Source organism: Variovorax sp. Varisp46, from assembly GCF_059491885.1.
Map to the genome: position 1 here is coordinate 5,545,824 of NZ_CP168515.1, position 25,560 is coordinate 5,571,383.

A 25,560-nucleotide genomic window follows, 5' to 3' on the forward strand; every position below is an offset into this window, starting at 1 on the left:
TGTACGAACGCCGCGGCGTGTCGCATCAACGCTCGATGGTCTTGTTCCAGCGCGCGTTCCACGCCGGCCGGTTCGCGTTGATGCTTTCCCAGTCGATGGTGACGGCGGTCTTCATCCACTTGTTGATGTCCGCCACCTGCGCCGCGCCTTCGCCCACGGCCGGGGCCTTGGGGTTGGTCGGAATCTGCGCGCCGTACTGCAGCACGTTGGCCTGAGCCACGGGGCTCAGCAAAAACTCGGCGAGCTTCTGCGACAGCTCGGGCTCGCTGTTGTTGGCGATCACGCACTGGCCGACCATGAGCACCACGGCGCCTTCCTTGGGCGGTGCGTACTCGACCGGAATGCCCTTGGTCTTGAGCGCGGCCACGGCCGTGGGCGTGAGCGGGAAGATCGCCGCTTCGCCGGTCTGCACCATCTCCGAGAGCTTGGCCGAGCTGGGGATGTACTCCAGCACGTTCGGCCCGATGGTGGTGGGCCAGGCCTTAAAGCCGGGCTCCACGTTCTTGTCGTTGCCGCCCTGGATGCGGTTGAACATCAGGAAGCCGTGCAGCCCGAAGGACGAGGACGACATCGACTGGAACACCACCTTGCCCTTGTACTTCGGGTCGGCCAGGTCCATCCACGAGGTGGGCGGCGCCCAGCCCTTTTCCTTGAACATCTTGGCGTTGTAGGCGAGGCCGGTCATGCCCAGGCTCACGCCGCTGGCCATGTCGTCCTTGAAGCGCGCGGCCGGGTAGATCTCGCTGAGGGACTGGCTGGGCTTCTGCTTCTGGCACAGGCCCATGCCGATGGCGCGCACCATGATGCCGTCGTCCAGGAACATCACGTGCATCTGCGGCTTGTCCTTGTTGGCCTGCGCCTTCGCGAGGATGTCGGAGGAGGTGCCGGGCACCACCACCACCTTCGCGCCGTAGGCCTTCTCGAAGGCGGGGAACACGTACTGCGTGTACGCCTTCTCCATGGTGCCGCCGTTCATGCCGATGTAGATGGTCTTGGTCTGCGCGCTGGCGATGCCCGCGGCTGCGAGCAGCGCGGCGAGGAGGAGGGGGGACTTGGCGGTGCGGGACATGGTGATGCTCTCCAATCAGTTCAGGTGGGGGAAGCGGCGAGGGATGGGGAAACGGGTTCTTCGTCGAAGCGCTCGATGGCGAAGGCGTCGATGGGCGTGTCGCTGCGGCCGTCGCGCGCCAGCTCGGCCAGCACTTCGCCGGCGGCCGGGCCGATCTGGAAGCCCGCACCCGCGAAGCCGAAGCCGTGGAACAGCCCCGGTGTGGTGCGGCTCGGTCCGAGCACTGGTTCGCGGTCGGGCAGGTAGCCTTCGGTGCCGCCCCAGGTGCGGATGATGTGCGCGTGGCGCAGCGCGGGCAGCAGCTCGACGGCCTGCCGCGCGAGCACGGCGATGGCGTCGCTTTCGGCGCGAGCGCGTTCGGCATCGAGCGTGATGCCCGTGCCGCCGCCCATCACGAGGTTGCCGCGAGCCACCTGCCGGCAGTAGATGCCGCCGCCTTCCACGCCGAGGCTCCATTGCATGAAGTGCGGCACCGGCTCGGTCACTGCCATCATGGGGCTGCGCGAGAACATCGGCGGCTTCTCGCCGAACTGCGCCGCGATGGCGCCGGCCCATGCGCCCGCGCAGTTGAGCAGCAGGGGCGCCTGCACTTCGAGCGCGTTGCCGCTGCGCACCATGAACGTGGCGCCGTCGTGCGCGACCTCGTCGACCTTGTGCCGCTCGAAGACCAGCGCACCCGCGCGCTGCGCCGCCAGCGCGAAGGCCGGCGACACGAGACGCGGATTGGCCTGCCCGTCTTCCGCGCACAGCGAGCCGCCCACGGCGCGGGTGCCGAGCCAGGGGCATTGCTGTCGCAGGCGCGTGGCGGAGATCAGTTCGAGGCCCAGGTCGAAGTCGCTGCTCATCGCGCGATAGCGCTCCAGCGAGGCCATGTCGGCTTCGCTGCGCGCGATCTTGAAATGGCCCGAGCGGACGTATTCGCCGTCGGTGCCCAGCAGCTCGGGCAGCCGGCCCCAGATGCGGTGCGCGCGCTGCGTCAGCGGCAACTGGCTCAGGGAGCGGCCCTGACGGCGCACGCCGCCGAAGTTCACGCCGCTGGAGCGCGAGCCGCAGAGGTCGCGCTCGAGAAGCACCACGCTGGCGCCCATGCGGCGCAAGGCCAGCGCGGCGGAGGAGCCGACGATGCCGCCACCGATGATGGCGACGTCGGTTTGCAACTTCTTGATCGAGCTCATTCAATAACCTCCGCGCTTCGCGCTGCGGTGCGCGCTTGCTTGGTGCGGCCCGGCGCGGCGCTCATGCGTCGGCCCCCTCGGCGGGCACGAGCCGGATCGGGATCGGCTTGATCGGCGCCTGCCCGCGCAGGCGGCCGACCTGCTGCAGCGGCTGCTGCGTCGCATGCGCGAGGATCTCGGCCGCGGCCACGCCGCACATGCGGCCCTGGCAGCGGCCCATGCCGACGCGCGACAGGGCCTTGAGCCGGTTCAGCTCGTCGGCACCGGCCGTGGCGACGGTCTGGCGCAAGGTGCCCGCCGTGACGTTTTCGCAGCGGCAGATCACGAGCTCGTCGGGCGCATGCGCGGCCCAGTCCTGCGGTACCGGGAAGGCGCGTTCGAGGCCCCGGCGGAAGCCAGCGAGCTTGTGCAGCCTGCGTTCGAGTTCGGCTGCGCGTGCCGTATCGACCGCCACGCCGTTGTCCGCCAGCAGCGCCAGCGCCGCTCGTTCGCCCGCCCACTCGGCCGCGTCCGCGCCCATGATGCCGGCGCCGTCGCCCGCGAGGTACACGCCCTCGACGCTGGAGCGCCCAGCCGCATCGCGCACCGGCAGGTGCGCGCGGTGCAGCGGCACGTAGTCGAAGCGGCAGCCCAGCAGGTCGGCCAGCTGTGTTTCGGAGCGCAGCGCGTAGCCGAAGCCGACGGCGTCGCAGGCCAGCGTGCGTTCTTCGGCACCGTCCTGCCAGGCCACGCCGGTCACGCGGCTTTGCTGTTCGTCGCCGAGCACGCGCAACGGACGCACGCCGCTGTGCAAGGCCACGCCGTGCGCGCGCAGCCAGCCGACGTAGTACACGCCCTTCGCGAACACCGCGGGCTGGGTCAGCATCGCGGGTGTGGCCGCGAGCTGGTCGGCAAGGCGCGCGGTGTCGAGCACCGCGGCCACCTTCACGCCGGCCTTCGCATATTGATAAGCCACGAGGTACAGCAATGGCCCCGTTCCCATGAACACCACGCGCTGCCCGATGGCGCAGCCCTGGAACTTGAGCGCCACTTGCGCGCCGCCCAGCGTGTAGACGCCGGGCAGCGTCCAGCCCGGCACCGGCAGCACGCGGTCGGTGGCGCCCGTCGCCGCGATCAGGTGGCTGTAGGGCACGCGGCGGTTGCTGCGCGTGGGGTTGTGCATCACGTCGAGCCGATGGTCCTGGGCGTTCCACACCAGGCTGTCGCCCAGATGCTCGATGCGGCCCTGCAGCGCGTCGAAGGCCGCGTGCACGGCATCGGCGCGCGTCGACTCGAAGCCATAGAGCGTTCGCGCCGTGCGCTGCGCGAGGCCGGCGGGCGGGCGGCGGTAGATCTGCCCGCCGGCGCGCGGCGCCTCGTCGATCACCACGGGCCGCAGGCCATGCGCCACCAGTGTCTGCGCGGCGCGCACACCGGCCGGGCCGGCGCCGACGATCACGGGGCGGATTGCGTCTGCCTTCGTCATGCGCCGTTCTTTCCGGTGACCAGCGCCATGCCCGGCGCGATGAAGGTCGAGCAGGCGCGCAGCCGCTCGCCTTCGTCCGTGGCAATCCAGCAGTCCTGGCAGGCGCCCATCATGCAGAAGCCCGCGCGCGGAAGGCCGCTGAATTCGTTGCGCCGCAGCTGGTCGCATTGCGTGAGCACGGCAGTCAGCACGGTGTCGCCGGCCAGCGCGCTCGCGGGCGCGCCATCGAGGGTGAAGGGCACGGCTTCGCGCCCGCTTTTCTCGGCCACGCGGTGAAGCAGGGCGTGTGCAGTCATGGTCATCTATCTGCGCCCCACCAGCACGCGGTCGAGTCCGTAGACACGGTCGAGCAGCACCATTGCGAAGGCCGTGACGGCCACCATCAGCGCCGACACCGCGGCCATCAGCGGATCGATCGACTCGGTCGCGTACATGTACATGCGCACCGGCAGCGTCACCGTGCTCGGTGCGGTCACGAAGATCGACATCGTCACTTCGTCAAAACTGTTGATGAACGACAGCATCCAGCCGCCCGTGACACCCGGCAGGATCATCGGCAGCGTGATGCGGCGGAACACCGTGGCCTGGCTCGCGCCCAGCGACAGCGCGGCCTGCTCGGCGCTGCGGTCGAAGCCCACCAGCGCCGCCACCACCAGCCGCAGCGTGTAGGGCGTGACGATGAGCGCATGCGCCATCACCAGCCAGCCGAAGCTGCCCGTGCCGCCGACCAGCGCGAACAGCCGCAGCAGCGCCACGCCCAGCACCAGGTGCGGCACGATCAGCGGCGAGAGGAACAGGCCGTTGAGGAAGTCGCGCCCCGGAAACGCGTAGCGCGTGATCGCCATGCCGGCCGGCACCGCGAGCAGCGTGGCGATGGTGGCCGAGCTCAGTGCGAGCCACAGGCTGTTCCAGAACGACTGCATGAAGTCGGGGTGCGCGAACACCGCCTTGAACCAGCGCAGCGAGAAGCTGGTGGTCGGAATGGTCAGCGTGTTCTCCGGCGTGAACGCCACGATGCACACGACCACCAGCGGCGCCAGCATGAAGGTGATGACGAGCGCGTTGAACGCGAGGGCGATGGGGCCGTTTCTTTTCATCCCAATGCCTTCTTGTAGCGGCCTTCGACCAGGCGGTTGTAGCTGAGCATGACCACGAGGTTGGCCACCAGCAGCACCAGCGCCACGGCCGCGCCCAGCGGCCAGTTGAGTTCGCTCAGGTATTCGTCGTAGACGATGGTCGCGACCATCTTCAGCCGGCGCCCGCCGAGCAAGCCGGGAATCGCGAACGAACTCGCGGCCAGGCCGAACACGATCAGGCTGCCCGAGAGAATGCCCGGCATCACCTGCGGCAGCACGATGCGCCGCAGCGTGGTGAAGGGCGTGGCATTGAGCGAGAGCGCCGCGTTCTCCACGCCGGGGTCGAGCTTTTGCAGCGAGGTCCACACCGGGATCACCATGAAGGGCAGCATCACGTGCACCAGCGCGATGATCACCGCCGTGTTGGTGTAGAGGATCTTCACGGGCCCGACGCCCAGCAATTGCAGCAGCGCGTTCACCGCGCCCTCGGGCCCGAGCAGCATGCTCCAGCCGAAGGCGCGCACCACCACCGACACGAGCAGTGGTGCGAGCACCACCAGCAGCAGCACCGAGCGCCACGGGTTGCGCATGCGGCTCAGCACGTAGGCCTCGGGCGCGCCGACGAGCACGCAGATCAGCGTGACCAGGCCCGAGACCCAGAAGGTGCGCCAGAAGATGCCGAGGTAGTACGAGTCGGAGAACACCAGCGCGTAGTGCGCCAGCGTGAACTCGCCGGACTTCGGGCCGGTTGCCGGGTCGTACACGTTGAACGACAGCACGGCCGTGAGTGCGAGCGGCACCAGCAGCAGCGCGCTGAACAGCAGCAGCGCGGGGCCGGAGAGCCACCAGGGCGTGGCCTTGTTCTGCAAGGTGCTCATGCCATCACGGCCTTCGCGGTGGCGTCCGCGGGCAGCAGCCGCATGCAGTGCGCCGGCCAGTCGATGCCGGTGCGGGCGCCTTCTTCGAGCGCATCGCGCCCATCGTTGGGGCTCAGCACCGTGAGGTCGCCGATGGGCGTGGCCACGCGGTAGAGCCACTGACTGCCGAGGAAGAAGCGTTCCTGCACCTCGCCGTCGAGCCGGCCCCGGCTCGTCGGCACGAGTTGCAGCTTCTCGGGCCGCACGCTCAGCAGCGCGGCCGTGTCGACGCCGAAGCCCGTGTCGTCCACGTCGAGCGAGAGCGCGCCGACTTCGACGCAGGTGCGCGCGGCGCCGCTGCCGGACACGCGGCAATCGAGCAGGTTGGCCTTGCCGACAAAGGTGGAGATGAAGCGCGTGCTCGGATGTTCGTACACGCGCTGCGGATGGTCGATCTGCGTGGCGCAGCCGCCTTCCATCACCACCACGCGGTCGCTGATCGACATGGCCTCGCTCTGGTCGTGCGTGACCATCACCGTGGTGGTGCCGACCTTGCGCTGGATCTGCCGCAGCTCGAACTGCATCTCCTCGCGCAGCTTGGCGTCGAGGTTGGACAGCGGCTCGTCGAGCAGCAGCACCGGCGGCTCGATCACCAGCGCGCGCGACAGCGCCACGCGCTGCCGCTGGCCGCCCGAGAGTTCGCGCGGATAGCGCGTGGCATGCGCTTCGAGGTGCACCAGCGCCAGCGCCTGCTTCACGCGTTCGGCGCGCTCGGCCTTGGGCATCTTGCGCATCTCGAGGCCGAAGCTCACGTTGTCGGCCACCGTCATGTGCGGAAACAGGGCATAGGTCTGGAACACGATGCCCAGCCCGCGCGTGTTGGCCTTGGCATGCGTGATGTCCTTGCCCGCGAGCTCGATGCGGCCGCTGCTCACCGCCTCGAAGCCCGCAATCATCTGCAGCGTGGTGGTCTTGCCGCAGCCCGAAGGGCCGAGCAGCGAGACGAACTCGCCCTTTTCTACCGTGAGGTTCATGGCCGACACCGCGCGGGCGGAGCCATAGAACTTGGTCACGTCGGTGAGCCGGAGGAATGACATGGGAAAGCCTTTCTGTCGGTGGCAAAAGGGGCGTGCGACACCTTGGTGCGTGCCATGGACCACTTGCCGATTTCAATTCACTCTATTGCAATGAATGCGCCAGTTCGCTTCGGGTATTCCATTAATCAGAATCTTTATTCAATTTATTCCGTTCAATGGAATATGATTGTCTTAATAGATAGATTGAATTCCACAGGAGCAAGGTATGGAAACCCCATCGGCGGCCAGCGGCGGCGTGCCGCGCGTCTTCTCGGTGATCCGCGCGCTCGGCGCGGTGCAGGGCGAGGGCGGCCGCGTGACCCAGATCGCACGTTCCGTGGGCCTCACGCAGGCCACCACGCACCGTTTGCTGCAGTCGCTCATGGCCGAAGGCATGGTCGAGCAGGACGAGCGCAGCAAGCTCTATCGGTTGAGCATTGATTTCTTCGCGCTCGCAGCGAGCGCGGGCAACCCGGGCGACCTGCGCTCCATCTGCCGGCCCGTGCTGCTGCGCCTGTGCGCGAGCCTGGGCGACAGCATCTTTTTATTGGCGCGCAGCGGCTTCGACGCCATCTGCTTGGACCGCAGCGAAGGGCCGTTCCCGATCCGCTCGTTCACCGGCGACATCGGCGGGCGCATCGCGCTGGGTGTGGGGCAGGGCGCGCTGGCGATCCTTGCCTTCCTGCCCGAGGCCGAGCGCGAGGAAGTGATCCGCTTCAACCTGTCGCGCGTGCGCGAGTACGGCGTGTACGACGAGGTGTACCTGCGCACCGAGATCGAGCGCGTGCGCCAGGCGGGTTATGCCGGGCGCAACACCGGGCTGCTCGAAGGCATGGCGGGCGTGGCGGTGCCGATCCTCGACCGCGAAGGGCGCGCGGTGGCGGCATTGAGCGTGGGCACGATCGCCGACCGTCTCAATGCGGACCGCATGCCGACCGTGGTCGAGTTGCTCAAGCGAGAGGCGGCGGCCATCGGGCCGAAGATCAATCCGTTCGATGCGACGTTGAGGAGGCCGGCGCAGAGCCTGGCAAGCTCGCCGGCTGGGCAGCGCATCAGCCTGCCCGAGGCTCCGGCCTGAAGTCAGAGGCCGAAGAATCTTGACCACGACACCCGGGGGGCAGCGAATTTGTGTACATGTTGGTTCTGATCCGCAGCACATTGCGCAGGCCTGCTTCCGCCCTCGTGGGTTGCCCGTCAATGAAGGTGATGCCGTTATATGCGTCGTCAATGATGATGAGCGAAATGTGCAAGCTTGGATGCGGGTGGGTGATGGCGGCCGCCCGGTTGGTGCGCCAGCCGCACATGAACCGTGCGAGTTCATTCCTGAAACGCATCAGGTCCTTCCATATTTTCACTAGGCAAGCGCGCGGGATTCGCAGATATTGGCCGGGTCCTCCTTTCTCCTCCTTCCCGGAGCGCGTCCATGTCCGAAGCCAACACCTCCCCCTCCGTCGCCACCGAAGTCGAGCAGCTGCTGCAGCGCCTGGGCGTGCCCCCCGAGGCCCATACCGGGGGCACACTGACGGTGCGCTCGCCGGTCAGCGGCGAGGTCATCGCACAGGTGCCACAGACCACGCCGGCCGAGGCCACCGCTGCCATCGGCCACGCGCACGAAGCCTTCAAGGCCTGGCGCAGCGTGCCGGCCCCGCGCCGCGGCGAGCTGGTGCGCCTGCTCGGCGAAGAGTTGCGCGCCGCCAAGGCCGACCTCGGCCGCCTCGTCACGCTCGAGGCCGGCAAGATTCCGTCCGAAGGTGCGGGCGAAGTGCAGGAAATGATCGACATCTGCGACTTCGCGGTCGGTCTCTCGCGCCAGCTCTACGGCCTCACGCTGGCCACCGAGCGCGCCGAGCACCGCATGATGGAAACCTGGCATCCGCTGGGCGTGTGCGGCGTGATCTCGGCCTTCAACTTCCCGGTGGCCGTGTGGTCGTGGAACGCGGCGCTGGCGCTGGTGTGCGGCGACTCGGTGGTGTGGAAGCCTTCCGAGAAGACGCCGCTGACCGCACTGGCCGTGCATGCCATCGCGCAGCGCGCCGTCGCGCGCTTCGGCGATGCGCCCGAGGGCCTGCTCGGCCTGCTGCTGGGCCAGCGTGACATCGGCGAGGTGCTGGTCGATGACCATCGCGTGCCGATCCTCTCGGCCACCGGCTCGACGGCAATGGGCCGCCAGGTGGGACCGAAGCTGGCCGCGCGCTTCGCCCGCGCGATTCTCGAACTCGGCGGCAACAACGCGGCCATCGTCACCCCCTCGGCCGACCTCGACCTCACGCTGCGCGGCATCGCGTTCGCTGCCATGGGCACGGCCGGCCAGCGCTGCACCACGCTGCGCCGCCTGTTCGTGCACGACAGCGTGTACGACGCGCTGGTGCCCAAGCTTGCGAAGGTTTATGGCAACGTGCAGGTGGGCGATCCGCGCGAGGCCGGCACGCTGGTCGGCCCGTTGATCGACCGCGCAGCCTTCGACGGCATGCAGAAGGCGCTCGGCGAAAGCCGCGAGGCCGGCGCCACGGTGCACGGCGGCCAGCGCGTCGAAGGCCTCGGCACCAAGGACGCGTACTACGTGCGCCCCGCGCTGGTCGAGCTGAAGACGCACGACGGCCCGGTGCTGCGCGAGACCTTCGCGCCCATCCTCTACGTGGTGCGCTACAGCTCGCTCGATGAGGCCATCGAATGGCACAACGCGGTGGGCGCGGGCCTGTCGTCGTCGATCTTCACGCTGAACGTGCGCGAGGCCGAGCGCTTCATGTCGAGCTCGGGCTCGGACTGCGGCATTGCCAACGTCAACATCGGCCCGAGCGGCGCGGAGATCGGCGGCGCCTTCGGTGGCGAGAAGGAAACCGGCGGCGGCCGCGAAGCCGGCTCCGACAGCTGGAAGGCGTACATGCGCCGTGCGACGAACACCATCAACTACTCGACGGCATTGCCCCTGGCGCAGGGCGTGACCTTCGACATCGGAGAGTAAGACTCACCCCAGGCTTCGCGCACTTCGTGTTGCTGCGCCAACCCCCTTTGGGGGGCGGCATCTGCGGCCCGGCGAAGCTGGTTCCGCGATGTCTCGCGAATCAAGAATAACCACCAGGAGACAGAAGACATGAGGACGAGATTCAAGACCATCGCCGCCGCAGCATCGCTCGCGTTCGCATTGGGCGCCGCCGCGCAAACCGCCGGCGGCACGCTCGACAAGATCAAGGCCAGCGGCAAGGTGGTGCTCGGCGTGCGCGAAGCCTCGCCGCCGATGGCCTACATGCTGGGCGCGGGCGAGAAGTACGTGGGCTACCACGTCGAGCTGTGCGAGCGCGTGCTGAAGGACATCGTGCCGCAGGCGAAGCTCGAATACATGGCCGTGACCGCGCAGAACACCATCCCCCTGGTGCAGAACGGCACGCTCGACATCGGCTGCGGCCCCACCACCAACAACACCGCGCGCCAGCAGCAGGTGGCGTTCGCGCTCACCACGTACGTGAGCGAAGTGCGCATGGCGACCAAGGTCGACTCGGGCATCGCCAACCTCGACCAGCTCGCGGGCCGCAACGTGTCGGCATCGACCGGCACCACCGCCGTGCAGCTGCTGCGCAAGCGCGAGCGCGCGCAGAATGTCTCGTACAACACGATGCTCGGCAAGGACCACCTCGAGAGCTTTCTGCTGATGGAGTCGGGCCGCGCCGACGCCTTCGTGCTCGACGACAACCTGCTGGCCGGGATCATCGCGAACTCCAAGAACCCCGCGGCCTACCGCATCGTGGGCGAGCCGCTGGGCTCGGAGCCGATCGCGCTGCTGTTCCGCAAGGACGACCCGGCCTTCAAGGCCGCGGTGGACGATTCGCTGCGCCGCATGATGAAGAGCGGCGACCTGGAGAAGATCTACGCCAAGTGGTTCGTGGCGGCCATCCCGCCGAAGAACACGAGCCTGAACCTGCCGATGAGCACGGCGCTCAAGCAGCTGATGCTCGAACCCAACGACAAGCCACTGGAGGCCTACGCCAAGTGACCACGGACACTGTCGTCTTCTCGCCGGCGCAGCGCGTGCGCGCCATCGGCGTCTCGGAAATCCTGCGCATCACCGACCACGCCAACGCGCTCAAGCGCGCGGGCCGTCCGGTGATCGTGCTGGGCGCGGGCGAGCCCGACTTCGACACGCCGCAGAATGTGCGCGACGCGGCGGTGCGCGCCATCGGGCGGGGCGACACGCGCTACACGGTGCTCGACGGCAGCCCGGCGATGAAGGCGGCAGTGCAGCTGAAGTTCAAGCGCGACAACGCGCTCGACTTTGCACTCGACGAGATCAGCGTGAGCGCAGGCGCCAAGCAGGTGATCTTCAACGCGCTGATGGCCAGCCTGGACCCGGGCGATGAAGTCATCCTGCCCGCGCCGTACTGGACCTCGTACGCCGACATCGTGCAGATCTGCGGCGGTGTGCCGGTGCCGGTGGCGTGCACCGAGGCGAATGGCTTCCGGCTCGATGCCGCGCAGCTCGAGGCGGCGATCACGCCGCGCACGCGCTGGCTGTTCGTCAATTCGCCGTCGAACCCGAGCGGCGCGGCCTACAGCGCGGCGCAGCTGAAGCCGCTGTGCGAGGTGCTGCTGCGGCATCCGCAGGTGTGGGTGCTGGCCGACGACATCTACGAACACATCCTCTACGACGGGCTGGCCTTCGCGACGCCCGTGGCGGTAGAGCCGCGCCTGCGCGAACGCACGCTGACCGTCAACGGCGTATCGAAGGCCTATGCGATGACCGGCTGGCGCGTGGGCTACGGTGCGGGGCCGCGCGCGCTGGTCGCGGCGATGGCCGTGGTGCAGAGCCAGACGACCTCGTGCCCTTCGTCGATCAGCCAGGCCGCGGCCATCGAGGCGCTGACCGGGCCGCAGGAGATCGTGGCCGGGCGCTGCGCCGACTTCCAGGCGCGGCGCGACTTCGTGGTGGCCGCGCTGAACCGCGCGCCGGGGCTGCATTGCCGCGTGCCCGAAGGCGCGTTCTATACCTTCGCCAGCTGCGCCGGCGTGCTCGGCAAGCGCACGCGCGGCGGCACGCTGCTGCAGACGGACAGCGACTTCTGCCGCTACCTGCTGCAGGACTTCGAGGTGGCGGTGGTGCCGGGCAGCGTGTTCGGGCTGGCGCCGTATTTCCGCATCTCGTATGCGACGTCGATGGCGCAGCTGGAAGAGGCATGCCAGCGCATCGCTGCTGCATGCGAAGCCCTCGAATGACCCCGCATTTCTCCCTCCCCCGCTGGGGGAGGGAGCAAGACCCAACACCTTCATTCCATTGGACACAGCATGACTTCCTCCCGCACCGGCGGCCAGATCCTGGTCGACCAGCTCATCACCCACGGCGTCAGGCAGCTGTTCTGCGTGCCCGGCGAAAGCTTTCTGGCCGTGCTCGACGCGCTGCATGACGCATCGATCGACGTGACCGTGTGCCGCCAGGAAGGCGGCGCGGCGATGATGGCCGAGGCGCAGGGCAAGCTCACGGGCCAGCCCGGCATCTGCTTCGTCACGCGCGGCCCCGGCGCCACCAACGCGGCGGCCGGCGTGCACATCGCGCACCAGGACTCGACGCCGCTGCTGCTGTTCGTGGGCCAGGTCGCGCGCGACGCCATGGGCCGCGAGGCTTTCCAGGAGCTGGACTACGGCGCGGTGTTCGGCACCATGGCCAAGTGGGTGGTGCAGATCGACGATCCGGCGCGTGTGCCCGAGCTCGTGTCGCGTGCCTTCCATGTCGCCACCTCCGGCCGACCCGGGCCGGTGGTGATCGCGCTGCCCGAGGACATGCTGACCGAGGCCGCAGCGGTGGCCGACGCGCAGCCCTACGCGGTGACCGAAACCCATCCCGGTGCGGCGCAGCTCGCCGAGCTGCAGCAGCGGTTGTCGCAGGCGCAGCGCCCGGTGGTCATCCTCGGCGGCAGCCGCTGGTCGGAGCAGGCGGCGCTGCAGTTCGCTGATTTCGCGGCCGCGTTCTCGCTGCCCGTGTACTGCTCGTTCCGCCGCCAGATGCTGATGTCGGCCGAGCACCCCTGCTATGCGGGCGACCTGGGCCTGGGCGCCAACCCGCGCATGCTGGAGCGCATCCGCAATGCCGACCTCGTGCTGCTGGTCGGCGGGCGCCTGTCGGAAGTGCCGTCGCAAGGCTATGAACTGCTGGCGATCCCGCAACCGAAGCAGGCCCTGGTGCATGTGCACGCCGATGCCGACGAGCTCGGCAAGCTCTACCGCCCCGCGCAGGGCATTCACGCCACGCCGCGGGCGTTCGCCGAAGCGGTGTCCACGCTGCGCCCCGCGCAAGCGCCGGCCTGGCAGGCAGAGACAAAGACCGCACGCGAAGACTTCCTGCGCTGGAGCGACCCGGCCCCCATCCGCATTCCCGGCCCGCTGCAGATGGGCGAGGTCATGCGGCACCTGCGCGAAGTGCTGCCGGCCGACACCATCTTCTGCAACGGCGCGGGCAACTTCGCCACGTGGGTGCACCGCTTCTGGCCGTTCCGCGCCTTCGCGAGCCAGCTCGCGCCCACCAGCGGCTCGATGGGCTACGGCCTGCCGGCCGGCGTCGGCGCCAAGAGGCTGTGGCCGCAGCGCGAGGTGGTCGTGTTCGCGGGCGACGGCGACTTCATGATGCACGGCCAGGAGTTCGCCACCGCCGTGCAGTACGGCCTGCCGATCATCGTGGTGCTGCTGGACAACGCCATGTACGGCACGATCCGCATGCACCAGGAAAAACACTATCCCGGCCGCATCAGCGCCACGCAATTGAAAAACCCCGATTTCCGCGGCTATGCCGAAGTGTTCGGCGGCCACGGCGAACGCGTGACCAGCACCGAAGAGTTCGGCCCCGCGCTGGCCCGTGCGCGTGCGAGCGGCAAGCCGGCGATCCTGCACTGCCTGCTCGATCCGGAAGCGATCACGCCGGGCAGCACGCTGCAGTCGATCCGCAAGGCCGCGCTGGCCGCGTCCTGAACAGCGCCGCGGCAGGAAGGCGTCAGCCCAGTCCGTCCGCGTGGCGAATGGGTGTGGGCAGGGCGCCGTCGGGCTGCCGCGCCGCCAGCCGCTTGGCCCGAGCCAAAGGTTCCATCGCCTGTTCGAGCCGCATCGCGAGCTGGTAGAGCTCCTCGTCCCTGGTGTCCGCGGCATGCGCGCGCGTCATGCGCACGATCTCGGCGGCGTATTCGGCGTTGGTGGCCATCCATTCGGTGTCGGTCACGCGCCCGTGCTTTCGCCGAAGCGCCACATGAAGGCGCGCGGCGAGGGCGATGCGTTCGCTTTCGGACATGGATGGCATGCTTCCTCCGTCGGGTGGGCGACTCCCGGGTTCTTCCTGATGTGCAAGATCGGGGCCTGACCGCGCGTGCATGAATTGTGCCGCGCCGTTAACCATCGGAAACACTTTGGTTTGCGAATCGGGCTTTCCGGGCCGGCAAAGCGGGTAATTCCCAATGCACTGAGGCGGTGCGCCCCCTAAAGTCTGCGCACTCGCGAACGGGCCCTGCTCGTGCTGCCGAGGGTCCGAGGAGACAAATCTCGAGCAACTATAAAAATGCTTCCAAGGCTCCGTACGAGATGCCGTGTTTGACTTTGAAGGGCGCCGCTGGTCGGCGCCTTTTTTATGCCCGCGCGCGCCGTGCCCGAAGGGTTTTTCCTCAGTGCCAAATTGACCTCCCACAAAGGCCACGCGTGCACATGAAGCTATATTTTCGATAGCGCCACGAGTGAGACAATCGCCGCCATGGAAATGCTGGTGGTGACGGGCGCTTCGCTGCTCGCGGGTTTTGTCGATTCGATCGTGGGCGGAGGCGGGTTGATCCTGGTGCCGGCGCTGTTTGCCGTGTTCCCGGGCGCGACGCCGGCAACGCTGCTGGGCACCAACAAGAGTGCGTCCATTTGGGGCACGGCAGCCGCCGCGGCCCAGTTCAGCCAGCGGGTGCAGATGCGCTGGGGCGCGCTTTGGCCTGCTGCGGTGCTCGGTTTCGCCGGCTCGATGCTGGGCGCCTGGGGCGTCACGCTATTCCCGGGCGACTTCCTGCGCCGGGCGCTGCCGGTCATCCTGCTGGGCGTGCTGCTCTATACGCTGGCGCGCAAGGACATGGGGCGGATGCATGCGCCGCGCTTCTCCGGCCGGGCCGAGACGCTGGCGGCCTGCACCATCGGCCTGTCGATCGGGTTCTACGACGGCTTCTTCGGGCCGGGCGCGGGGAGCTTCCTGGTGTTCCTGTTCGTGCGCTGGATGGGCTACGACTTCCTCAACGCCTCGGCCTCGGCCAAGATCATCAACACGCTGACCAACGCCGCGGCGCTGATCCTGCTGGCTGCCAAGGGCCATGTCTGGTGGCACTACGGGCTGGTGATGGCGGTGGCCAACGTGGCGGGCAGCCTGCTCGGCACGCGGGTTGCGCTGAAGCACGGGGCGGGCTTCGTGCGGGTGGTGTTCATCGTGGTGGTGAGCGCGCTGATCCTGAAGACCGCCTACGACGCGTTCCTGAAATAGCGAAACACGAAAGTCAGCCGATGTCCTCCTCCGAAGCGCCTGCCGAGCCGCCCGTCCCCGTCAGCTTCTGGCAGGCCTTCGGCTATTGGCTCAAGCTGGGCTTCATCAGCTTCGGCGGGCCTGCCGGGCAGATCGCGCTGATGCACCAGGAACTGGTGGAGCGCCGCCGCTGGATCTCGGAGAAGCGATTCCTCCATGCGCTGAATTACTGCATGGTGCTGCCCGGCCCCGAGGCGCAGCAGCTTGCGACCTACATCGGCTGGCTCATGCACCGCACCTGGGGCGGCATCGTGGCGGGAGGGCTGTTCGTGCTGCCGTCGCTGTTCATCCTGATCGCGTTGTCGTGGGTCTACATGGCGTATGGACAGGTGCCGGCGGTGGCGGGGCTGCTCTACGGCGTAAAGCCTGCGGTGACGGCCATCGTGCTGTTCGCGGCCTGGCGCATCGGCTCGCGGGTGCTGAAGAACGCCTGGCTCTGGGCGATCGCGGCGGCCGCCTTCGTGGCGATCTTTGCGCTTCGCGTGCCGTTTCCGCTGATCGTGCTCGTGGCGGGGGCCATCGGCTACCTTGGCAGCCGGGTGGCGCCAGAGCGCTTCGCGCCGGGCGGCGCTCACGCCGCGGCGGCCGCCTCGGTCGGTCCCGCACTGATCGACGACGACACGCCGACGCCCGCGCATGCGCGCTTCGGCTGGGGCCGCTTCTTGCGCGTGCTGGGCGTGTTCCTCGCGCTGTGGCTCGTCGCCATCGGCGCCCTCGCGGCACTGTTCGGCTGGCACGGCGCGCTCACGCAGATGGGCTGGTTCTTCACCAAGGCCGCGCTGCTGACCTTCGGCGGCGCCTATGCGGTGCTGCCCTACGTGTTCCAGGGCGCGGTCGACCACTACGGCTGGCTCAGCGCCACGCAGATGATCGACGGGCTCGCGCTGGGCGAAACCACGCCGGGGCCGCTGATCATGGTGGTGTCGTTCGTGGGCTTCGTGGGCGGCTGGAACCAGGCGTTGTTCGGTGGGCAGTCGCTGTTCCTGGCGGGCGCGGTGGCGGCGACGGTGGTGAGCTTCTTCACCTTCCTGCCATCGTTCCTGTTCATCCTGCTGGGCGGGCCGTTCATCGAATCGACGCACGGCAACCTGAAGCTCACCGCGCCGCTGACGGCCATCACGGCGGCCGTGGTGGGCGTGATCGTCAACCTCGCGGTGTTCTTCGCCTGGCACGTGCTGTGGCCGAAGGGCGCGGGCGGTGGCTTCGACGCAGCATCGGCGGCGATCGGGCTGATCGCCGCCGTGGCGCTGTTCCGCTTCAAGGCCGGGGTGATCCCGGTGGTGCTCGGCGCGGCCCTGCTCGGACTGGCCTGGCAACAGGCGCTGCTGCCGCTACTCCAGCGCTGACTATTCCAGGAACACCGCGGAACCGGCTCCGCCGGGCCGCAGGTGTTGCCCCCGGAAGGGGGTTGGCGCAGCGACACGAAGTGCGCGCAGCCTGGGGGCGAGCCAATTACTCCTCGACGAAGGCTTCTTCGCGCTTGGCCTTGATCGCCGGCAGCAGCACGATGCCAAGCAGCAGCGCCGCAGCCACCAGCAGTCCCGCCGACAGCGGCCGCGTGACGAACACGCTCCACGCACCGCGCGACAGCAGCAGCGCGCGCCGCAGGTTCTCTTCCATCATCGGGCCCAGGATGAAGCCCAGCAGCAGCGGGGCGGGCTCGGTGCGCAGCTTCAGGAACAGGTAGCCGATGAAGCCGAAAGCCGCCACCATCCAGATGTCGAAGGTGTTGTTGTTGGTCGAGTACACGCCGATCGCGCAGAACAGCACGATCGCCGGGAACAGGAATTTGTAGGGCACCGTCAGCAGCTTGATCCACATGCCGATCAGCGGCAGGTTCAGCACGATCAGCATCGCGTTGCCGATCCACATCGAGGCGATCAGGCCCCAGAACAGCTCGGGGTTGCTGGTCATCACCTGCGGGCCGGGCTGGATGTTGTGGATCGTCATCGCACCCACCATCAGCGCCATCACCGCGTTGGGCGGAATGCCCAGCGTCAGCAGCGGGATGAAGGAGGTCTGCGCGCCGGCGTTGTTGGCCGACTCGGGCGAAGCCACGCCGCGGATGTTGCCCTTGCCGAAGGGCACTTCGCCGGGGCGCATCTTGATCTTCTTTTCCAGCGCATAGGCCGCGAAGGCTGCCAGCAGCGCGCCGCCGCCGGGCAGGATGCCCAACGCCGAACCCAGTGCCGTGCCGCGCAGCACCGCGGGCGTCATGCGCTTGAAGTCTTCCTTGGTGGGCCACAGGCCCTTCACCTTGTGCGTGAACACCTCGCGCTCGTCGTCGGGCTGCGAGAGGTTGCCGATGATTTCGCCGTAGCCGAACACGCCCATGGCGATCACCACGAAGCCGATGCCGTCGGTGAGCTCCGGAATGTCGAAGCTGTAGCGCGCCACGCCCGAATTCACGTCGGTGCCGACGATGCCCAGCAGCAGGCCCAGCACGATCATCGCCACCGCCTTCAGCAGCGAGCCCGAGGCCAGCACCACCGCGCCGATCAGGCCCAGCACCATCAGCGAGAAATACTCCGCCGGGCCGAACTTGAAGGCCAGCTCGGTCAGCGGCGGTGCGAAGGCGGCCAGGATCAGCGTGCCCACGCAGCCCGCGAAGAACGAACCCAGGCCCGCCGCGGCGAGCGCCGGGCCTGCGCGGCCCTGCCTTGCCATCTGGTAGCCGTCGATACAGGTGACCACCGAGGACGACTCCCCGGGCAGGTTCACCAGGATGGCCGTGGTCGAGCCGCCGTACTGCGCGCCGTAGTAGATGCCGGCCAGCATGATCAGCGCCGACACGGGCGGCAGCGCGTACGTGGCGGGCAGCAGCATCGCGATGGTCGCGACCGGGCCGATGCCCGGGAGCACGCCGATCAGCGTGCCCAGAATGCAGCCGATCAGGCAGTACAGCAGGTTGGTGAAGGTGAACGCGACGCCGAAGCCGGTCGCGAGGTTGTGGAACAGTTCCATGGCGGTGCGCTCCTCAACCCGAAATGAAAGTAGGCCAGACCTGGATCTGGAGCTTCAGCGCCCAGATGAAGGCCACGTAGCTGCCGGCCGCCAGGATGGTGGAGAGGATCAGCACGTCGCGCAGCTTGAAGTGCTCGCCCGCCATGCTCGAGATGATCGTGAGCGCGTAGATCGCGATGATCATCCCCATCGCCGGCAGCCCGATGCTGGGCAGGCCGCCCAGCAGCACGCCGAAGGCGAGGTTGGCGCCGAGCACGAAGGCCAGCGGCTTCCAGGCCCATTTGCCGATCGGGTCGCCGGTGGGGGTTTCGACCACCAGCGCCTGGAACATGATGATGGCGCCGAGGACGGCCAGCAGGATGCCGAGCATCAGCGGGAAGTACCCCGGTCCCATGCGGGCACCGTTGCCGACGGTGTAGGTGGTGGCGCCTATCGCAAAGGCCCCTCCCACGGCAGTGAACATGACTCCTGAAAAGAAGTCCGCCTGACTCTTGATGCGCATGTCTCGCCCCTCTTATATGAAGGGTCGAGGGTCGTTCTGCGCGGCTGACTGTTGGCTGACCGCGGAGGTACGGACTATTGCTTACCGGGTTTTCATTAGGCCGAGCTGACCAAGGCGCTCGAGCCTGGCGCAGAAACGAAAAAAGCTCCCGAAGGAGCTTTTCATTCAGAAGCCCGAAGGCTCTGGAGGGAAGGGCTTAGTAGCCGCCGCGACCACCGCCGCCGCCGCCGTAGCCGCCGCCACCACCGCTGCGGCCACCGCCGCCGCCACCATAGCCGCCGCCACCACCGCCGTAGCCGCCACCGCCGCCACCACCGTAGCCGCCACCACCGGTACGGGGGGGACGGGCTTCCATCGGACGGGCTTCATTCACCGTCAGGGCGCGGCCCTGCAGCGAGTGGCCGTTCATGGCTTCGATGGCTGCCAGTGCTTCGGCATCCGAACCCATTTCGACAAAGCCGAAGCCCTTCGAACGGCCGGTGTCACGTTCCATCATGACCTTGGCACTGACGATGGCGCCGAACTCGCCGAAGGCTTGTTCCAGATCGTTGTCACGCACGGAGTAGGCGAGGTTGCCTACGTAGAGTTTCTTGCCCATTGAGGGACTCCTAATTCAAACCAACAAGACAAAGCGATGGAGTCCCAGAATCACAACAAACAAAATGCGCTGTGGCGCGAAACTGACCGATCACCGAATTACGTGCACGGGAGACAAAGCTCACAGACACGTAAACCGGATTATCCGGCCCGATTTACAAAAAGCGTGGGGAAATCGTGTGTTATTGAGAAACATCTCGGCCCGATGGGCGGTTTCGCAACGGTTTCAGCAGGCCGGAGAGCCCGTTGTGGTCTATTTCATGCATCAGCGCGAGCAGCCGGCCAATTTCTCCTGAGGGAAAACCCTCGCGTGCAAACCAGGTCAGGTAATTTCCGGGCAGATCGGCAATCAGCGTGCCCTTGTGCTTGCCGAAAGGCATTTGGAGCGTCACCAGACGCTGCAGGTCTTCGGGTTGCATCGGTGCTCAGCCTCCCGCCCGCTTGACCGTGTGGCCCTGCTTCACGAGTGCGGCGATCACTGTTTCGCGGTGGTCGCCCTGGATCTCGATCACGCCGTCCTTCACCGTGCCGCCCGAGCCGCAGGCCGTTTTCAGCTGCTTGCCGAGCGCCGCCAGCGCCGCCGCATCGAGCGCCACGCCCTTGACGACGGTCACGCCCTTGCCCTTGCGTCCCTTGGTTTCGTGCGATACGCGGACAATGCCGTCCGTGGCCGGCAGGCGCGCCTTGAGCTCCTTGCAGCGGCACCGGGCCATGGGCTCGCCGCAGTCGGGGCACATGCGGCCGCCCGCTTCCGTGGAGTACACCAGGGCGCTGCCGGCCTGATTGCGCTGCTGTTTCATCGTCGACATCCGATCCGTCTTTCTTCTCTTCTGTGTCTGCTTACATGCCATTCGACTCACTGGGCCTGGCCCCCGCGCTCGTGCAGGCCGCCGCCGAAAGCGGCTATGCCGCGCCGACCGCCATCCAGGCCGCGGCCATCCCCGCGATTCTGCAAGGCCGCGACCTGCGGGGCTCGGCGCAGACCGGCTCCGGCAAGACCGCCGCATTTTCCCTGCCCCTGCTGCAGCGCCTGGTCGCCGAGCGCGCACAGGGCTCGCGCCGCGTGCGCGCGCTGGTGCTCGTGCCCACGCGCGAGCTCGCGGCCCAGGTGGGCGAGACCATACGCAGCCTGGCGCAGCACCTGCCCGAGCGCCTGAAGATCGTCGTCGCCTTCGGCGGCGTGTCGATCAACCCGCAGATGATGAGCCTGCGCGGCGGCGCCGACATCGTCGTCGCCACGCCGGGCCGGCTGCTCGACCTCGTCGACCACAACGCGCTCAAGCTCGATGCCGTGTCGACGCTGGTGCTCGACGAGGCCGACCGCCTGTTCGACCTCGGCTTTGCCGAAGAGCTCGGCCGCATCCTCGCGCTCTTGCCGAAGCAGCGCCAGAACCTGCTGTTCTCCGCCACCTTCCCGAGCGCCATCCAGGCGCTGGCCGACGGCATGCTGCGCGATCCGGCCGTCGTCGACGTGCAGGGCGAGCCCGGCACCGAGCCGAACATCGTGCAGCGCGTGATCGAGGTCGACGCCATCCGCCGCACGCAGTTGCTGCGCCATCTGTTGAAGCAGCACGAAGGCGAATGGGATCGCGTGCTGGTCTTCGTCGCCACGCAGCATGCGGCCCAGACCGTGGCCGAGAAGCTCTACAAGAACGGCATCTACGCCGTGCCCTTCCACGGCGACATCGCGCAGGGCACGCGCACCGACATCCTTTCGCAGTTCAAGCAGAGCCGCTGGGACGTGGTGATCGCCACCGACCTCGCAGCGCGTGGCATCGACATCGCGCAGCTGCCCGTGGTCATCAACTACGACCTGCCGCGCTCGCCGATCGACTACATCCACCGCATCGGCCGCACCGGCCGCGCGGGCGAGAGCGGACTGGCGATCAGCTTCGTGAGCGCGGCCACCGAGGCGCACTTCCGGCTGATCGAGAAGCGACAGGGGCTGAGCCTGCCGCGCGAACGCGTCGAAGGCTTCGAGCCGACGGAGGTGGCAGTGCCCGTGGTCGATGCGTCGGGTACCGGCGGCGTCAAGGGCAAGCGGCCGAGCAAGAAGGACAAGCTGCGCGCGGCGGCCGCGCTTGCGGCTGCACGGGGCGAAACGCCCGAGAAGAACGACTGACCCCGTGCCGCGCAGGCTAGGAACGCTTGCCCAGGAAGCTCGTCAGCAGGTCCACCGGCAGCGGAAACACGATGGTCGTGTTCTTGTCCGCGCCGATCACCGTCAGCGTCTCCAGGTAGCGCAGCTGGATGGCCTGCGGCTCCTGCGCCAGCACGCGCGCGGCCTGGAACAGCTTTTCCGAGGCCTGCAGCTCGCCCTCGGCGTGGATCACCTTGGCGCGCCGTTCGCGTTCGGCCTCCGCCTGCCGCGCGATGGCGCGCACCATCGATTCGGTGAGGTCGATCTGCTTGATCTCCACGTTCGACACCTTGATGCCCCATGACGCCGTCTGCACGTCCAGCGACTCGCGCACGTCGAGGTTGAGCTTCTCGCGCTCGGCCAGCATGTCGTCGAGCTGGTGCTTGCCGAGTACCGAGCGCAGCGTGGTCTGGGCCAGCTGGCTGGTGGCGTTGAAGAAATCCTTGACCTGGATGATGGCCTTCTCGGCATCGACGATGCGGAAATACACGACCGCGCTGACCTTGACCGACACGTTGTCGCGCGAGATCACGTCCTGCGTCGGCACTTCGAGCACCACGGTGCGCAGGTCGACGCGCACCACCTGCTGGATGGCCGGTATCACGATCACCAGCCCAGGCCCAGAAACCTTGGAGAACCGTCCGAGCGTGAACACGATGCCGCGCTCGTATTCCCGGAAGATCCATATCGCGGAAAAGAGCAGCACCGCCAACAGGACAAGAATGACGGTGCCGATGCCGGAGGTGAGAGAGAGCATGTCGGGCTCCTGCGACCCAGCGAAAGCGCTGGCTCGTTGGACACCCGGCGCGCGGCGGCGTTCCCTGGCGCCTACCAGCCCATCTGCCTGGCCGCCAGTTCCTTCATGATCTCCTCGGCCCCGCCGCCGATCATCATCACCTTCACCTCGCGGTAGATGCGCTCGCTCACCGTGCCGCGCATGAAGCCCATGCCGCCGAGGATCTGCACCGCCTGGTCGGCGCAGAACTGCATGGTCTGCGTCGCATGGTTCTTCAGCATGCAGACCTGCGCGACCCATTCGGGTGCGTTGAAGCGCCCGGCCGCTTCGTGCGCGTCGCCTTCGGCCGAAACCGCCTCGATCCACGCCTCGGTGGAGGCGATGCGCATCTGCATGTCGACCAGCTTGTGGCGCACCGCCTGGTGCTCGATGAGCGCGGCACCGAATGTCCTGCGATCGCGCGCCCAGGCCAGCGCCTCGTCGAGGCAGGCTTGCGAGAAGCCGAGTGCGCCCGCCGCGAGCCCGATGCGCTCGCCGTTGAAGTTGCCCATGACCATGCGGAAGCCCGCGCCTTCGTTGCCGAGCAGGTAGCGCGCCGGCACGCGCACGTTGTCGAAGTGCAGCGTCGCGGTGTCGGAGCACAGCCAGCCCATCTTCGCGAGGCGCGTGCGCGAAAGGCCGGGCGCATCGCCGGGCACGAGGAGCATCGAGATGCCGCTCGCGCCGTGCCCTTCGCCGGTGCGCACGGCCACCGTGATCCAGTCGGCGCGCATGCCCGAGGTGATGAAGGTCTTCTCGCCGTTCACCACGTAGTGATCGCCGTCGCGCCTTGCCATGGTGCGCAGCGCGGCCACGTCGGAGCCGCCGCCGGGCTCGGTGATGGCGAGCGCGGCAATCTTCTCGCCGCGCAGCACCGGCGGCACGACCTCGCGGCGCACCGCATCGCTCGCATGCAGCACCACGGGCGGCAATCCGATGTTGTGCGAGAACAGGCTTGCGAGCACACCGCCGCTCTTGCCGTGGCGCGCCAGTGCGATCCATGCGGGCAGCTTGAGCGAATACGAAGCGGGCGTACCGCCCAGGTCTTCGGGGTAGCCCAGTCCGAGCAGTCCCAGTTCGGCGGCGCGTGCATAGAGCGCGCGCGGAAACTCGCCCGCGTCATCCCAGGCCTGCACGTTCGGCGCGATCTCGCTTTCGGCAAGGCGCCGCACCGTGTCGGCGAGCGCCGCGCGGTCGGCTTGCAGTTCGGCGTCCATGGGCGCCTCAGCCGCGCGGCGGCCGCTTCGCGATGCCCATCGTCTTTGCGAGGATGCCGAGCATGACCTCGTCCGCGCCACCGCCGATGGAGCCGAGCCGGCCGTCGCGGTACAGGCGCGAGACGCGGTTCTCGAGCGTGAAGCCCATGCCGCCCCAGAACTGCAGGCAGGTGTCGGCCACCTGCCGCGTGAGGCGGCCGGTTTTGAGCTTGGCCATCGACGCGAGCTCGAGCACGTCCTCGCCCTGCACATGCAGGTCGCAGGCACGGTAGGTCAGCGCGCGCAGCGCTTCCACCTCGGTCTTGAGTTCGGCCAGCTTGAACTGCACCCACTGCTGGTCGGCCAGCGTGGCGCCGAACATGTGGCGCTGCTGCGCCCACTCGATGGTCTGCGCGATGCAGTCTTCCATCGGCTCCAGCGAACTCGCGGCGGCCCACAGGCGCTCTTCCTGGAACTGCTGCATCTGGTAGACGAAGCCCTGGCCTTCCTCGCCGATGCGAAAGCGTTGCGGCACACGCACGTTGTCGAAGTAGATGAGCCCGGTGTCGCTCGAGTTCATGCCGATCTTGCGGATCTTCTTTGCCTTCTCGATGCCGGGGCTGTCCATCGGCACCATCACGAGCGACTTGTTTCGGTGAACCGGTCCGTCGCTGGTGTTGACCAGCATGCACATCCAGTCGGCCTGCAGGCTGTTGGTGATCCACATCTTCTGGCCGCTGATGAGGTAGTCGTCGCCGTCCTTGCGCGCGTGGCTCTTGAGGCCCGCCACATCGCTGCCCGCGCCGGGCTCGCTCACGCCAATGCAGCCGACCGTGTCGCCGGCGATGGCGGGCACGAGGAATTCGCGGCGCAGTTCGTCGCTGCCGAAGCGCGCGAGCGCGGGCGTGCACATGTCAGTCTGCACGCCGACGGCCATCGGCACGCCGCCGCAACTCACGTGGCCGAGCGCCTCGGCCATCGCCATCGCATACGAGTAGTCGAGCCCCGCGCCGCCGAAGGCCTCGGGCTTGTTCAGCCCCAGCATGCCCAGGTTGCCGAGCTTCTTGAAGACCTCGTGCGCGGGGAAGATCTCTGCCTCTTCCCATTCGTCCACGTGCGGGTTGATTTCTTCGTCGATGAAGCGGCGCAGGGTCTTCTGGATCTCGAGGTGTTCGTGGGTGTACTGCATGTCGCTTGTCTCCAATCAGTCGTTGGGCTCGTCGTTCCGGAACACGCGCGGCGTCTGTGCGAGGTGAAAGCCGTCGAAAGGCCTTACCGCCGCGCGCTGCTGTGTCTGCGCATCGGGAATCTCCATTGGCCAGCCCATGCGCACCTGCGGCCGCGCGCCGTCCACGCGCAGCACGCTGCCGCTGATGAAGCTGGCAGCGGGGCTCAGCAGGAAGGCGATGGCGGCGGAGGTCTCGGCCTCGTTGCCGAAACGGCCCGCTGGCACGGTGTTGCGCATGGCGCGCAACATGCCGCCGGCCTCGGGCGGGTAATGGTCCATGCCGCTGGACGCGATGTAGCCCGGCGCCACCGCGTTCACGCGCACGCCGCTCGCGGCCCATTCGAGCGCGGCGGTCTCGGTGAAGCTCACCATGCCGGCGCGCGCCGCGCCGCTGTGGCCCATGTTGGGCATCGAGCCCCAGATATCGGCCACGATGTTGACGATGGCGCCGCCGTTGGCCTGCATGCTTTGCACGTAGCACTCGCGCGCGACCAGGAAGCCGCCCGTGAGGTTGGTGTGGATCACCGCCTCCCAACCCTTGGCCGTGATCGCGGCGAGCGGCGTGATGTACTGGCCGCCCGCGTTGTTCACCAGGCCGTCGATGCGGCCGTGGGTGGAAATGACAGCGGCGATGGCCGCGCGCACCGCTTCCTCCTGCCGGATGTCGAAGGCCTGCGTGGTTGCCTTGCCGCCGCTGGCTTCGATCTCGGCCTTCACCTGCTCGAGCTTCTCGGGCTTGCGGCCGACCAGCACCACCTGCGCGCCGAGCGCGGCAAGCTCGTGCGCGGTGCAGCGGCCGATGCCGGAGCCGCCGCCGGTGACAACGATGACCTGTCCGTCGAACAGGCCGGGCGCGAAGACGGAGCGGTAGCGGGAGGAGGGGGCGTTCATGCGAATGACCTTCGGAAATTGGCAGGAGCCGTCGCCG

General features: G+C 67.9%; 25 protein-coding genes. 8 read left to right on the top strand and 17 right to left on the bottom strand.

Translation table 11 applies throughout. The annotated features are described in order from the left end of the window. Window positions 1-25: 25 nt before the first annotated feature. From ACEN9N_RS26285 to ACEN9N_RS26315, 7 genes are all read right to left on the bottom strand, one after another. Window positions 26-1,069: an ABC transporter substrate-binding protein gene (locus tag ACEN9N_RS26285; protein WP_007833498.1), complete on the bottom strand. Its 1,044-nt coding sequence runs from the start codon at window positions 1,067-1,069 to the stop codon at window positions 26-28. A 20-nt stretch (window positions 1,070-1,089) separates the two neighbouring features. After that, on the bottom strand, window positions 1,090-2,244 hold the full coding sequence (locus tag ACEN9N_RS26290; RefSeq protein ID WP_007833500.1) for an NAD(P)/FAD-dependent oxidoreductase: 1,155 nt from the start codon (window positions 2,242-2,244) through the stop codon (window positions 1,090-1,092). A gap of 61 nt (window positions 2,245-2,305) precedes the next feature. Continuing rightward, window positions 2,306-3,709, bottom strand: coding sequence for an FAD-dependent oxidoreductase (locus ACEN9N_RS26295; RefSeq protein WP_413312297.1), 1,404 nt, complete (start codon window positions 3,707-3,709; stop codon window positions 2,306-2,308). Then, complete coding sequence (locus ACEN9N_RS26300; RefSeq protein ID WP_007833505.1) at window positions 3,706-4,011, bottom strand: (2Fe-2S)-binding protein; 306 nt, start codon at window positions 4,009-4,011, stop codon at window positions 3,706-3,708. The genes ACEN9N_RS26295 and ACEN9N_RS26300 overlap by 4 nt, the downstream gene beginning before the upstream one ends. Beyond that, the gene (locus ACEN9N_RS26305) at window positions 4,012-4,806 is read right to left on the bottom strand and encodes an ABC transporter permease (protein WP_007833510.1); all 795 of its coding nucleotides are present in this window, start codon (window positions 4,804-4,806) and stop codon (window positions 4,012-4,014) included. After that, on the bottom strand, window positions 4,803-5,663 hold the full coding sequence (locus tag ACEN9N_RS26310; protein WP_413334194.1) for an ABC transporter permease: 861 nt from the start codon (window positions 5,661-5,663) through the stop codon (window positions 4,803-4,805). Before ACEN9N_RS26310 ends, ACEN9N_RS26305 begins: the two co-directional genes overlap by 4 nt. Continuing rightward, a complete protein-coding gene (locus ACEN9N_RS26315) occupies window positions 5,660-6,739 on the bottom strand; it encodes an ABC transporter ATP-binding protein (RefSeq protein WP_007833514.1) in 1,080 nt (359 codons plus the stop codon). Before ACEN9N_RS26315 ends, ACEN9N_RS26310 begins: the two co-directional genes overlap by 4 nt. A 205-nt stretch (window positions 6,740-6,944) precedes the next feature. Here ACEN9N_RS26315 and ACEN9N_RS26320 point away from each other — a divergent pair, with 205 nt between their 5' ends. The 5 genes from ACEN9N_RS26320 (at window position 6,945) to ACEN9N_RS26340 (ending at window position 13,666) form a co-directional block, all read left to right on the top strand. Beyond that, window positions 6,945-7,796 carry an IclR family transcriptional regulator gene (locus ACEN9N_RS26320; RefSeq protein ID WP_007833523.1) on the top strand — a complete coding sequence of 284 codons (852 nt, stop codon included), beginning with the start codon at window positions 6,945-6,947 and terminating at the stop codon, window positions 7,794-7,796. A gap of 345 nt (window positions 7,797-8,141) precedes the next feature. Beyond that, window positions 8,142-9,680 (top strand): L-piperidine-6-carboxylate dehydrogenase, encoded by a 1,539-nt coding sequence (gene amaB, locus ACEN9N_RS26325; protein WP_413312309.1) that lies wholly within the window; start codon window positions 8,142-8,144, stop codon window positions 9,678-9,680. A 129-nt stretch (window positions 9,681-9,809) separates the two neighbouring features. Continuing rightward, complete coding sequence (locus ACEN9N_RS26330) at window positions 9,810-10,706, top strand: amino acid ABC transporter substrate-binding protein (protein WP_007833528.1); 897 nt, start codon at window positions 9,810-9,812, stop codon at window positions 10,704-10,706. After that, the gene (locus ACEN9N_RS26335) at window positions 10,703-11,923 is read left to right on the top strand and encodes a pyridoxal phosphate-dependent aminotransferase (RefSeq protein ID WP_495654876.1); all 1,221 of its coding nucleotides are present in this window, start codon (window positions 10,703-10,705) and stop codon (window positions 11,921-11,923) included. Before ACEN9N_RS26330 ends, ACEN9N_RS26335 begins: the two co-directional genes overlap by 4 nt. 69 nt (window positions 11,924-11,992) lie before the next feature. After that, window positions 11,993-13,666, top strand: coding sequence for a thiamine pyrophosphate-binding protein (locus ACEN9N_RS26340; protein WP_413312312.1), 1,674 nt, complete (start codon window positions 11,993-11,995; stop codon window positions 13,664-13,666). Window positions 13,667-13,688: 22 nt separating this feature from the next. Here the strand turns inward: ACEN9N_RS26340 and ACEN9N_RS26345 are convergent, their stop codons facing one another. Continuing rightward, a complete protein-coding gene (locus ACEN9N_RS26345; RefSeq protein WP_495654877.1) occupies window positions 13,689-13,988 on the bottom strand; it encodes a hypothetical protein in 300 nt (99 codons plus the stop codon). A 444-nt stretch (window positions 13,989-14,432) separates the two neighbouring features. Between ACEN9N_RS26345 and ACEN9N_RS26350 the strand changes: the two genes are divergently transcribed. Continuing rightward, a complete protein-coding gene (locus tag ACEN9N_RS26350; RefSeq protein ID WP_056587939.1) occupies window positions 14,433-15,191 on the top strand; it encodes a TSUP family transporter in 759 nt (252 codons plus the stop codon). A gap of 20 nt (window positions 15,192-15,211) precedes the next feature. Then, window positions 15,212-16,576, top strand: a complete 1,365-nt coding sequence (gene chrA / locus ACEN9N_RS26355) for a chromate efflux transporter (protein ID WP_007833544.1) — start codon at window positions 15,212-15,214, stop codon at window positions 16,574-16,576. Between the two features lie 106 nt (window positions 16,577-16,682). On the opposite strand, the gene ACEN9N_RS26360 is transcribed toward chrA, so the two are convergent. The 5 genes from ACEN9N_RS26360 to ACEN9N_RS26380 form a co-directional block, all read right to left on the bottom strand. Next, window positions 16,683-18,194: a tripartite tricarboxylate transporter permease gene (locus ACEN9N_RS26360; RefSeq protein WP_413312315.1), complete on the bottom strand. Its 1,512-nt coding sequence runs from the start codon at window positions 18,192-18,194 to the stop codon at window positions 16,683-16,685. Window positions 18,195-18,207: 13 nt separating this feature from the next. Continuing rightward, window positions 18,208-18,696, bottom strand: coding sequence for a tripartite tricarboxylate transporter TctB family protein (locus ACEN9N_RS26365; RefSeq protein WP_007835454.1), 489 nt, complete (start codon window positions 18,694-18,696; stop codon window positions 18,208-18,210). Window positions 18,697-18,892: 196 nt separating this feature from the next. Continuing rightward, entirely contained in the window at window positions 18,893-19,294 is a 402-nt protein-coding gene (gene rbp / locus ACEN9N_RS26370; RefSeq protein ID WP_495654878.1) for an RNA-binding regulator, read from the bottom strand. Between the two features lie 181 nt (window positions 19,295-19,475). Next, entirely contained in the window at window positions 19,476-19,712 is a 237-nt protein-coding gene (locus ACEN9N_RS26375) for a DUF3820 family protein (RefSeq protein ID WP_007835452.1), read from the bottom strand. 6 nt (window positions 19,713-19,718) lie between these two features. Beyond that, window positions 19,719-20,093, bottom strand: coding sequence for a translation initiation factor Sui1 (locus ACEN9N_RS26380; protein ID WP_413312440.1), 375 nt, complete (start codon window positions 20,091-20,093; stop codon window positions 19,719-19,721). A gap of 44 nt (window positions 20,094-20,137) precedes the next feature. Here ACEN9N_RS26380 and ACEN9N_RS26385 point away from each other — a divergent pair, with 44 nt between their 5' ends. Then, entirely contained in the window at window positions 20,138-21,415 is a 1,278-nt protein-coding gene (locus tag ACEN9N_RS26385; protein ID WP_495654879.1) for a DEAD/DEAH box helicase, read from the top strand. Between the two features lie 16 nt (window positions 21,416-21,431). Here ACEN9N_RS26385 and ACEN9N_RS26390 read toward each other — a convergent pair whose 3' ends face one another. From ACEN9N_RS26390 to ACEN9N_RS26405, 4 genes are all read right to left on the bottom strand, one after another. Continuing rightward, window positions 21,432-22,190 carry a slipin family protein gene (locus ACEN9N_RS26390; RefSeq protein ID WP_413312318.1) on the bottom strand — a complete coding sequence of 253 codons (759 nt, stop codon included), beginning with the start codon at window positions 22,188-22,190 and terminating at the stop codon, window positions 21,432-21,434. A 71-nt stretch (window positions 22,191-22,261) separates the two neighbouring features. After that, a complete protein-coding gene (locus ACEN9N_RS26395) occupies window positions 22,262-23,425 on the bottom strand; it encodes an acyl-CoA dehydrogenase family protein (protein ID WP_413312319.1) in 1,164 nt (387 codons plus the stop codon). Between the two features lie 7 nt (window positions 23,426-23,432). Then, window positions 23,433-24,593: an acyl-CoA dehydrogenase family protein gene (locus ACEN9N_RS26400; protein WP_495654880.1), complete on the bottom strand. Its 1,161-nt coding sequence runs from the start codon at window positions 24,591-24,593 to the stop codon at window positions 23,433-23,435. Window positions 24,594-24,608: 15 nt separating this feature from the next. Then, window positions 24,609-25,523, bottom strand: coding sequence for an SDR family oxidoreductase (locus ACEN9N_RS26405; RefSeq protein ID WP_495654881.1), 915 nt, complete (start codon window positions 25,521-25,523; stop codon window positions 24,609-24,611). Window positions 25,524-25,560: the final 37 nt, after the last annotated feature.